Source organism: Longimicrobium sp. (assembly GCF_036280135.1).
Taxonomy (GTDB): Bacteria; Gemmatimonadota; Gemmatimonadetes; order Longimicrobiales; family Longimicrobiaceae; genus Longimicrobium.
Map to the genome: position 1 here is coordinate 1 of NZ_DASURI010000793.1, position 10572 is coordinate 10572.

The window sequence follows — 10572 nt, forward strand, 5'->3', positions numbered from 1 at the left end:
GACGTGATGCCGTACCACGAGCTGCAGCAGCGCGCCGAGCGGCTGGAGGAGCGGATGGAATCCGTCCCCGGCGTAAAGAGCGCGGAGGCGTGGGCCTTTCCCGAGCGGGAGGTGGGTGTCCGGCTGGACCTGGGCCGGCTGGCGCAGCTGGGGATCGCGCCGGGGCAGGTGCTGCAGGCCATCGGCAGCGACAACGCCAACGTGCCGGGCGGCACCGTGGACGCCGGCAGCCGCCGCTTCAACGTAAAGACGAGCGGGGAGTACGGCTCGCTGGACGAGGTGCGCAACACAGTCGTGCGCGCGGCGGACGGCAACGTCACCTTCCTGCGCGACGTGGCGGACGTGGACTGGAGCTACGGCGACCCCGCGCACCTGGCGCGCTACAACGGCCGGCGTGCCGTGTTCGTCACGGCCAACCAGCTGCCGGACGTGAACATCTCCGCCGTGCGCGACGGCATCTACGCGGAGCTGGACGCGTTCCAAAAGACGCTGCCGCCCACCGTAAAGCTGGAGCGCGGCTTCGACCAGTCGCGGAACGTGCGCGAGCGGCTGAGCCACCTGGGCCGCGACTTCGTCATCGCCATCGTCCTCGTCCTGCTCACGCTGCTTCCCCTGGGCTGGCGCGCGGCGGGGATCGTGATGGTGAGCATCCCGCTTTCCCTGGCCATGGGGCTCACGGCCCTGGACATGACGGGGTTCACCATCAACCAGCTCAGCATCGTCGGCTTCGTGATCGCGCTGGGGCTGCTGGTGGATGACTCCATCGTCGTCGTGGAGAACATCAGCCGGTTCCTGCGCGAAGGGCACTCGCGGCGCGAGGCGGCGCTGCTGGCCACGCGGCAGATCAGCGTCGCCGTGGTGGGATGCACGGCCACGCTCATCTTCGCCTTTTTGCCGCTCATCTTTCTCCCCGGCACGGCGGGGATGTTCATCCGGGTGATGCCGCTGACGGTCGTCTTTACCGTGGTGGCGTCGCTCCTCATCAGCCTGACCATCATCCCGTGGCTGGCCAGCCGCACGCTGTCGCGCCACGAGGACGCGGAGGGCAACGTCTTCATGCGCGCCCTGCACCGGCTGATCGGCGCCACGTACGCGCCCGTGCTGCACCGCGCGCTGGCCCGCCCGGGGCTCACGCTGGCGGGCGCGGCGGCGCTGTTCGTCGGCTCCCTGGCGCTCGTCCCCGTCGTGGGCTTCTCGCTCTTTCCGAAAGCCGGCACGCCGCAGTTCCTGGTGGACGTGCGCACGCCGGACGGCAGCAGCCTGGCAGAGACGGACCGCGCCGCGCGCTACGCCGAGCGCGTGCTCTCGCAGCAGGCGGGCGTAAGGGCGGTGATGGCCAACGTGGGGCGCGACAACCCGCAGGTGTACTACAACGTCATCCCCCGCAGCGAGAACCCGTCCGTGGCGCAGCTGTTCGTCACCCTGGACGCGTACGACACGGACGAGACGCCGCGGATGCTGGACCGCCTGCGCGCCCGCTTCGCCGAGTATCCCAACGCGCGCATCGAGGTGCGCGAGTTCGAGAACGGGCCGCCCATCGACGCGCCCGTGGCCATCCGCCTGACGGGGCCGGAGCTGGACACGCTGCGCGCCCTGGCCGCGCGGGTGGAGCAGGTCGTCCGCCGGACGCCGGGAACGATGTACGTGGACAACCCCGTGCGCCTGGCCCGGACGGACCTCAAGGTGGACGTGGACCAGCACAAGGCGGGGATGTTCGGCATCCCGTCCGTGGAAGTCGATCGCACCATCCGCATGGGCATCGCGGGATTGACGGCCGGCCTGTACCGCGACGGCAGCGGCGAGGAGTATCCCATCCGCGTCCGCCTGCCGCAAGCGGGAATGCCCACGGTGGAGGCGCTGGACCGCGTGTACGTGAGCGCGCTCTCGGGCGCCACGGTGCCCCTGCGGCAGGTGGCCGACGTGCGGTTCGCCAGCACGGCGCCGCGGATCCAGCACCACGAGCAGGAGCGCGCCGTGACGGTCACGAGCTACGTGCGCAGCGGCTTCAACACGGACCGGGTGACGCGCGCGGTGCTGGCGGAGCTGGAGCGGATGGAGCTGCCGGCCGGCTACCGCTGGACGGCCGCGGGCGAGATCGAGAGCCGGCAGGAAAGCTTTGGCGGGGTGGGGAGCGCGGTGATCGTGGCCACGTTCATGATCCTGGCCATCCTCGTCCTGGAGTTCCGCACGTTCCGCAGCACGCTCATCGTGGCGTCCGTGATCCCGCTGGGGCTGGTGGGCGGCATCGCGGCGCTGTGGATCAGCGGCCACACGCTGAGCTTTACGGCCACCATCGGCTTCGTGGCGCTCATCGGCATCGAGATCAAGACGAGCATCCTGCTGGTGGACTTTACCAACCAGCTGCGCGAGGAGGGGATGGGGCTGGTGGAGGCCATCCAGAAGGCGGGCGAGATCCGCTTCGTCCCCATCGTCCTCACGACGCTGACGGCCATCGGCGGGCTGCTGCCGCTGGCGCTGGAGGGCTCGTCGCTGTACTCGCCGCTGGCGTGGGTGATCATCGGCGGGTTGATCTCGTCCACCATCCTGGCGCGGCTGGTGACGCCCGTGATGTACAAGCTGCTGGCGCCGGCGGTGGAGGTGCGCGCGGCGGCGTAGAGCGCGATGGAATGATAAAAATCGTCCGGGCAGGGGACGACCCCGGCCCGGACGCCCTGACGGATGCGGACGGCCGGCGGTGCCCGGCCGTCCGCCTCCTGGCTCTTAGGGGACAACTGTGGCGGCGAGGGGCCAGCATTCCTCGGGAATGGCGTACGGCTCGGGAAGGCACACCGTCACCGTGCGCGGTCCCAGCTTGGACCCAAGAGGCCAGGGAATGGGCTCGTACGAATCCGTCACGAGGCTCCAGCCGTTGTCGTCGTACAGGCGAAGGGGCACCCTCTCGTTCCATTCGTCCCTGTAGAGGTCGGAGGTCTCGGTGAAGAGAACCACAACCACCGCCGTGTCGTTTGCGAGGTACGGACCTGGGCCCTCAACCAAGTGCTGGGTGCGTTCATAGAAGTAGATGTAGCTATCGTTGAGAATGATGGCGCGCTGCTCTTCGAAATACGCGACCGCGTACAGCGCCGGGATCGACATCATCCCGAACTCGGTTCCGCGGAGGCGGACGATGGAGATCGTATCCCACCCCGGCGTTGCCGAAGGCGATGGCAGCGGAACCGGGTACATGCCGCCCAAATCCCAACGGATGGGTGCCCCAATCACCCGGGCACCTGTCGCGTCGGTGACCCACGCCGCCAACGACCCGCTCAGCTCATACACGGTGTTCCCGACTTGTTCTTCCCGCTTGGTGCTACGGCTGTGAAGCGTGAGCGTTCCGGGGCGGGACGTTGCCGTGAAGCGCGCAGCGAGGCCCCCGACGGATGCCGCGGCGCTGTTGTCACCCGGTGCCAAACCTACTGCCCAGCGTGTGCGTACGGTTCCATCCGGGCCGGTCTGGGCGCTTGTGTGCTGCACGTGCCCATCGCCGCTTAACACATTCCACTGCACCGGCACGCCCGCGAGCGGGGTGCCGTGCGCGTCCACCACGCGCGCGACGAGGGAGTCGGCCAGGATGGTGCCGCGCGTGGCGCTCTGGTTGTTGCCGCTGACGACCTGCACCGCGGCGGGCGACCCCGCGCGGGCCGCCGCGGTGAACAGCAGGGCGCCCTCGTCCACCTGAGCGCTGGCCGTGGCGGGGCCGGGAACCGAGCCCATGGTCCACGCCGCACGTGCATGACCCTGCGCGTCCGTGCGGACGGACGTGGGCGAGATCTGTCCGCCGCCGGTCAGCACGCGCCACTGCACGGTGGCGCCCTGCACCGGCACGCCCGCGGCCGTTCGCAGCCGCACCACCAGCGAGTCGGCGAGGGCCGCGCCGATCTCCCCCGTCTGCTCATCCCCGCCCACGCGCACCAGTTGCAGGGTTACGCCGCGCGTGATCGCCGTGGCCTGGAACGCGACGGGCGGCAGGCTGCCCAGCGTCGCGGACGCCGTCTGTCCCGGCGTGCCGACGATCGGGCCCAGCGTCCACTGCGCCCGTGCCATACCCTGCGCGTCCGTCGTGCTCGCCGCGGGCTGAACGGAGCCGCCGCCCGTCTGCGCGGCCCAGGCGACCTCCACGCCGGACACCGGGTTGCCGTACTGGTCCGTCACGCGAACGGCGAGCGAATCCGCCATCGCGCCGCCCACCGGCCCCTCGCCGCCGCCCGCGACGGCGGCGATGTGCGCGGGCGCCGCCGCCTCGATGCGCGCCGTGAAGGTGAGCGTGCCTTCGTCCACCGTCGCCGTCGCCTGCACGAGGCCCGCGCTCGTGCCCAGGCGCCACGCCGCGAAGGCGAGCCCCTCCGCGTTCGTGCGCGAGGTGGCCGGCGTCACCGTTCCGGCCGCCGCGGGGACGCTCCAGGTGACGAGGGCGCCCTGCACGGGCCGGCCGTCCGGCGTCCGCAGCACCACGCCCAGCGAGTCCAGCAGCACGCTGCCGGCCGGACCCCGCTGGCCGTCGCCGCCGCGCTTGGCCAGCTGCAGGGGCACCCCGCGCGTCGTCGTCGTTGCCTGGAACGTGACCGGCGCGAGCGTTCCGAGCTGGGCCTGCGCGGCCTGCGGCGCGCCGACGCCCGTGCCAAGCGTCCACTGTGTCCGCGCGATGCCGGCCGCGTCCGTCGTGCTCCGCGCCGGCTGCACGGCGCCGCCGCCCGACTGAACGGACCAGGCGATCTCCGCGCCGGGTACCGGGTTGCCGTAGGTGTCCGTCACGCGCACGGCGAGCGAGTCCGCCATGGCGCCACCCACCGGGCCCTCGCCGCCGCCGGCCACGGCGACGATCCCCGTGGGCGCGCTCGCCTCGACGAGCGAGGTGAAGACCAGCGTGCCCTCGTCCACCGTCGCCGTGGCCTGCACAAGGCCGGGGCTCGTGCCCAGGCGCCACACGGCGGATGCGGCGCCGTTCGCGTCCGTCCGGCTGACGGCGGGCGTCACGGTTCCCGCCGCTGCGGGCACACTCCAATTGACGACGGCGCCCTGCACGGGCCGCCCGTCCGGCATCCGCAGCACCACGCCCAGCGAGTCCAGCAGCACGCTCCCGGCGGGGCCGCGCTGGCCGTCGCCGCCGCGCTTGGCCAGCTGGAGCGGAACGCCCGCCGTCACCGCGTTGGCCGTGAAGGCCACGGAGTCCAGCCCCGCCACGCGGACGACCACGCCCTGCGCGCTGTCCACCCGCAGTCCCAGCGTCCACTGCGTCTTCGACACGCCGCCGGCGCCCGTCACCGTCTGCGCGGGAGAGACGGAGCCGCCGCCGGTCGCGACCGCCCAGGTGACGGGCAGGCCTACGATGGGGTTCCCATGGCGATCCTTCACCGTGACCGCCAGCGAGTCCAGCGCGGCGCCCACGGCGCCGGACGCGCCGTTGCCGGCCGTGACGGACAGCGTGGCGGGCACGTCCGGGCGCACGGACGCGCGCAGCCGCACGGGCGGAAGCCCCTCGCGGCGGGCTTCCACCACCTGGCTGTCCGCCGCGACGGTCCCCAGCGTCCACCGCACCCGCGCCCAGCCCTGCGCGTCCGAGGTGGCCGTCTGGGGCGTGACGCGACCGCCGCCGGAAACCACGACGAACTGCACGGCCATCCCCGGCAGGGCGTTGCCGCCCGCGTCCACGGCGCCCACGGCCAGCTCCTGGGGCAGCTCCGCGCCCGCCACGCCGGACTGTCCGTCGCCGCTCAGCACGCGCAGGGAGCTGGGGGTCGCGCCGGAGGGCGGCGTGGCGGGCGATCGGTCTCCGTCGCACGCGGCAATGCTCAGAATCAGCGCAAAGAGAGCGGTGGGGCGGGTGAAGACACGAGGAACGGGCATGATGAGGACCTCCATCCAAGAGACGCGCGCGGTGGAAGGATGGCGCGCGAAAAGACGCCGGCACGATGGGACGGGGCGCGACCGGAGCCGGGCGCAACGTGCCAATTTACATCTATTCCGGCCGAGCGCCAGCATTTCGTTGCGCCATCGGAGTGTTCCGCCGGGGCACGTGGAATCCAGGCGCGAAAGAAATCGGCCGGCGTGCCGATACTCCGTCGTGGAGGCGCGGCCGGAGGTGGACAGAATCCACCGACGTGCCCATATTCCATCGCCTAACCCGTTTCTTTCCAGGTACTTCCCCCCATAATCCCATGCAGATCGCCAAGCTCGCGGCCGTTGCCGCGTTCCTCGTCTCCATGCCCGTCGCCGCCCAGGTCGCGACCGACTCCGCCATGGCCCCGCGGCCCCAGGCGACCGTGGCCGCCCCGGCCGTCCGCGACGGGCTGACGGGCACGCGCGTCCGCGTGACGTCGCCCAACTTTCTGCCCGCGCCCCTGCAGGGTACCGTGACGTCGTACCGGCAGGAGGGGCTGTCCGTGAGGTCCGAGGCCACGGGCGACACCGTGCTGCTGCCCCTGCGCTCCATCACGCGGCTGGACAAGTTCGCGGGCGGCAGCGCCGGCTCCACGGCGTGGTACCGCGGACGCCTGGGCGCCTTCATCGGCGCGGGGCTGGGGCTGGTGGTGGGCCCGGCGACGGCCAAGCTGACGGACCGCGGCATGGGCGAGTCGGCGCTGCTGGGCGGCGCCATCGGCCTGGGGACGGGCTTTACGGTCGGCGCCATCTGGGGCGCGTCGTCGCCGCGCGAGCGCTGGAGCTGGACCATGCAGCCCTGGGGCTACGACGCCACCCTGCGCCCCACGCCCTCCAACCGCTGACCGGCCGCCGGCTCAACCCTGGCCGATGACGACGAAGGCCCCCGCGCGGCACACGCCGGCGGGGGCTTTCGTTCGTCCGCCATCCGCGCGGAATGGAGAGATTCCTGCCGCCGCGCGCGGATGCCTGTCACGTTTCCGTCGCCGCCTCGCTATCTTGCGTGCGGTCGCCCGGCGCGGGCGCACGACTCACGCGGAACGAGACGCCTTCCATGCACTCCCATCCCGACACCCCGCCGGAATCGGCGCTGCATCAGCTCGCCGCGCGCGAGCGGCGGATCGCCGAAGCCATCCTGCGCCGCACGCACGTCGCGCGGGACGTGAACCGCGACTTCCTGGACACGCGCTCCTTCGGCGACCGGCTGGCGGACCGCATTGCCGCGTTCGGCGGATCGTGGCCGTTCATCCTCTCCTTTCTCGCCTTTCTCACGGGGTGGATGGTGCTGAACAGCGGCATCCTGGCCGCGCGGCACGAGTCGTTCGATCCGTATCCGTACATCCTGCTCAACCTGATCCTTTCCACGCTGGCGGCCCTGCAGGCGCCCGTGATCATGATGTCGCAGAACCGGCAGGCCACCCGCGACCGGCTGGACGCCGCCAACGACTACGAGGTCAACCTCAAGGCCGAGACGGAGATCCGCGCCCTGCACGACAAGCTGGATGCGCTGCGCGAGGCGGACTGGGCGGAGCTGGTGCGCTTGCAGCAGGTGCAGATCGAGATGCTGCAGCGCCTGCTGGCGGAATCCACGGGATCAGCCCCGCGCCGGGCGGACGCGCCGTAATCGGCCGCCGCGGACGCGCGATCGAGATCACCCATCGGAGGCCGAGGCGGATCGCCGTCCGCGCCGTTGCCGGCTGTCCCCTGTAACCTGTACCCTGTCCCCCGCCGTTCGTCCGTCCACCAAGCCGGGCCACGCGCCCGTATGCCCGCGCATCCACAGCACCGAAAACCCGTGATCCCCTACCTGCTGGACCTCGTGGGCGTGGCCGTGTTCGCCATCAGCGGCGCGCTGGCGGCGGGGCGAAAGAGCCTGGACCTGCTGGGCGTGGTGGTGATCGCCGTCGTCACGGCCGTGGGCGGCGGCACCCTGCGCGACGTGCTGCTGGACCGCAGCCCCATCTTCTGGGTCGCCGACCCCGTCTACGTGCTCGTGATCGCCGGCGCCGCCATGGCCACGGTGGCGTGGACACGCCGCTTTCATCCGCCGGAAAAGACGCTGCTGATCGCCGACGCGCTGGGGCTGGCCCTGTTCAGCGTGGCGGGCGCGCAGATCGCGCAGGACGCCGGCGTGCCGCCCGTGATCGCCGTCATCATGGGCACCATGACGGGCACGGCCGGCGGCATGATCCGCGACGTGCTGACGAACGAGATCCCGCTCATCCTGCGCTCCGACACGGAGCTGTACGCCACGGCCGCCATCGCCGGCATCACGCTGTACCTGGTGCTGGGGTGGATCGGCGTGCCGCGCGCGCCGTCGGCCCTGTCGGGGATGGCGGCCATCACCGGGCTGCGCCTGGCCGCCATCCTGGGCAACCTCAAGCTCCCCGTCTTCAGCCTGCCGCCGGAGAAACCGTAGGCGCGGCGGATCCGTATCTGCTTGCGATGCATCATCTTCCACTGGGAAGGACTGTCGATGAAGGGGCGCATCCCGCTGTTGCTGACGATGATCCTGGCCGCCGTTCCCGCCGCCGCGCAGGCGCCCGCGGACACGGTGGCCGTGCAGGTGGCCGCCCTGCGGATGATCTGGACAAGCGAGGATCTCACGGAAGGCGCCACGGTGCGCTGCCTGGGCGAGTGGACGCCGGAGACGGGGTTCGCGCCCGTCGATCCCAAGCCGGCGCTGATGGCGGCGCTGGCGGGGAACGATCCGCCCGTGGTGCCGCGCTCCGCGTGCGATTTGCCCGTGGAGTTCTGGGTGGACCAGCCGCACGTGATGGAAAAAACCAGCGCGCGCGTTACCGTGAGCGCGCGCTGCGGCCGGGCGTGCAGCTGGTCGGCGGAGTGCTACGTGGCGCGCGTGGCCGCGAACGACTGGCGCCCCGCCCGCTGCGAGATGCGCGGGTCCACCATCAAGTACCCGGACGCGGCGGATTCCCCCTCCGACTGACGCCTCCCCCGCGTATCCTCAGAAAGAACCGCGATCTTACACGGGCCAGCGGAGTCGGCGGCAGCGCATCGACGCCGGCTTCGCCGACCCGGTGCGCGATCGCCGTTTCCAGGTGATTCCCGCGATCTGCCGCCGCGCCCGGAGCGTCCCTTGCCCCGGGCGGGGCGCCGGCCCATCTTCGGCGCCGGTGGATGGAACGTATCGCCCAAGGAGCTACGCAGTTGCAGGCGTTGATCATCATCGGCCACGGCTCGCACCTCAACGCGGAGAGCAGCGCTCCCGTGTACGCGCACGCCGCGGCCCTTCGCGCCACCGGCGCGTTCGACGAGGTGCGGGAGTGCTTCTGGAAGGAGGAGCCCTCCATGCGCGAGGTGTTCGACCTCGTGGAGGCCGACGAGGTGTACGTGGTGCCCCTCTTCATCTCCGAGGGCTACTTCACGGAGGAAGTGATCCCCCGCGAGCTGGGGCTCACCGGCCCCGCGCCCTCGGTGACGGACAAGGCGGGGCGCACCGTCCATTACACCAAGCCCGTGGGCACGCATCCGTCCATGGCGGGGATGATCCTGCGCCGCGCCGAGGAGAGCGCCGGCCTCACGCACGACGAGGCGCGCCAGGCGGGGCTCATCATCATCGGCCACGGGACGGAGCGAAACAGCAACTCCGCCGAGGTCATCTACCGCGTGAGCCGCGAGGCGGACGAGGCCGGCGTGTTTGGCCGGGTGCGGACGGGCTTCCTGGACCAGGCGCCCGAGGTGGACGCGGTGCTGGAGGAGATGGAGGAGCGCCGCGTGGTGCTCGTCCCCTTCTTCGTGGCGGAGGGCTGGCACACGCAGGAGACCATTCCCGACGACCTGGGGATCAACCGCCCGGCCATCAGCCCGGTGACGGAAAAGGACGGGCGGACGATCTTCTACGCGGCGCCCGTGGGCACCTTCCCCGAGATCGCGCAGATCGTGCTGCAGCGCGCCCGCGAGGCCGGCGCGCGCATTCCCGGGGGCATCGTCATCGCGGAGGCGGCCGGTGTCTGATGCCCCGGAGGTGCGCGGATCACACGTGCCGGCGGGCGGCATGGCGCGGGCCCGCGAGGCGCTGGTGCAGTGGATCGACGCGGGGGGCGACGAGGGCCGCGCCTTTCTGCAGGTGCGGCTGCTGCGCACGGGCGACGGCCTGTACGAGATCCGCCACGCGCGCGACGCGCACCGCTCCCTCACGTCGCTGGAGACGGTGACGCCGGACCCGTACGCGGCGCGCTTCATCGCGCAGATGACGAACGCCGGCGAGCACCGTCCGCTCAAGACGGCGCCCAACCTGCGCCAGGGCTGGGCGCTGGTGGACCTGGACGCGCGGGCCCTGTGGACGGCGCTGGACTACCTGTATCCCGCCTGCGCGCTGCACTGGTACGCCGAGCTGGCCGGCACCCTGCGCGTGACGCACTGGCGCGAGACGGCCGCGCGGCAGACGGGGATGTACGGCGCCGTCAAGCTGCTTCCGCCGGACGTGGTGCGGAACACGGTGCGCGCCTGCTGCGGCGATGCCGTCTGCCTGCGCCGCGTGGCGTGGAAGATCGACGACGACGCGCCGCTGGACCTGCCGTCCGAAGGGGACACGACGGGCGACGCGCTGGTGCCGTGCCCCGAGGCGTGCAGCATGTTCGTCTCGTTCGCGCGGCAGGTGCTGGTGCTGGAGCGCGCGCCGCGGATGGAGCTCACGGGGCTGGGCCGGCTGGGCGCGGAGGAGATCGAGCA

8 protein-coding genes are annotated in these 10572 nt (G+C 71.8%); 7 read left to right on the forward strand and 1 reads right to left on the reverse strand.

The window, feature by feature from the left end; genetic code table 11:
• Positions 1-2616 (forward strand): efflux RND transporter permease subunit (locus VFZ20_RS25595; RefSeq protein WP_329686801.1); only part of this gene is annotated, 2616 nt, incomplete at its 5' end.
• A 105-nt stretch (positions 2617-2721) separates the two neighbouring features.
• On the opposite strand, the gene VFZ20_RS25600 is transcribed toward VFZ20_RS25595, so the two are convergent.
• Entirely contained in the window at positions 2722-5844 is a 3123-nt protein-coding gene (locus VFZ20_RS25600) for an Ig-like domain-containing protein (RefSeq protein WP_329686802.1), read from the reverse strand.
• A gap of 311 nt (positions 5845-6155) precedes the next feature.
• Here VFZ20_RS25600 and VFZ20_RS25605 point away from each other — a divergent pair, with 311 nt between their 5' ends.
• From VFZ20_RS25605 to VFZ20_RS25630, 6 genes are all read left to right on the forward strand, one after another.
• Positions 6156-6722, forward strand: a complete 567-nt coding sequence (locus VFZ20_RS25605) for a hypothetical protein (RefSeq protein ID WP_329686803.1) — start codon at positions 6156-6158, stop codon at positions 6720-6722.
• Positions 6723-6931: 209 nt separating this feature from the next.
• Complete coding sequence (locus VFZ20_RS25610) at positions 6932-7501, forward strand: DUF1003 domain-containing protein (protein WP_329686804.1); 570 nt, start codon at positions 6932-6934, stop codon at positions 7499-7501.
• Between the two features lie 171 nt (positions 7502-7672).
• Positions 7673-8296: a trimeric intracellular cation channel family protein gene (locus tag VFZ20_RS25615; RefSeq protein WP_329686805.1), complete on the forward strand. Its 624-nt coding sequence runs from the start codon at positions 7673-7675 to the stop codon at positions 8294-8296.
• Between the two features lie 57 nt (positions 8297-8353).
• Positions 8354-8827, forward strand: a complete 474-nt coding sequence (locus tag VFZ20_RS25620; RefSeq protein WP_329686806.1) for a hypothetical protein — start codon at positions 8354-8356, stop codon at positions 8825-8827.
• A gap of 221 nt (positions 8828-9048) precedes the next feature.
• Entirely contained in the window at positions 9049-9855 is an 807-nt protein-coding gene (locus VFZ20_RS25625; protein WP_329686807.1) for a CbiX/SirB N-terminal domain-containing protein, read from the forward strand.
• Positions 9848-10572, forward strand: a 725-nt coding sequence (locus VFZ20_RS25630; protein WP_329686808.1) for a DR2241 family protein, incomplete at its 3' end; no start/stop codon positions are given. The genes VFZ20_RS25625 and VFZ20_RS25630, both read left to right, overlap by 8 nt.

Excerpts from the sequence above, each read along its gene's own strand:
- VFZ20_RS25620 (WP_329686806.1), top strand. The coding sequence starts at position 8,354 with ATGAAGGGGCGCATCCCGCTGTTGCTGACGATGATCCTGGCCGCCGTT.
- VFZ20_RS25610 (WP_329686804.1), top strand. The coding sequence starts at position 6,932 with ATGCACTCCCATCCCGACACCCCGCCGGAATCGGCGCTGCATCAGCTC.
- VFZ20_RS25600 (WP_329686802.1), bottom strand. The coding sequence starts at position 5,844 with ATGCCCGTTCCTCGTGTCTTCACCCGCCCCACCGCTCTCTTTGCGCTG.
- VFZ20_RS25605 (WP_329686803.1), top strand. The coding sequence starts at position 6,156 with ATGCAGATCGCCAAGCTCGCGGCCGTTGCCGCGTTCCTCGTCTCCATG.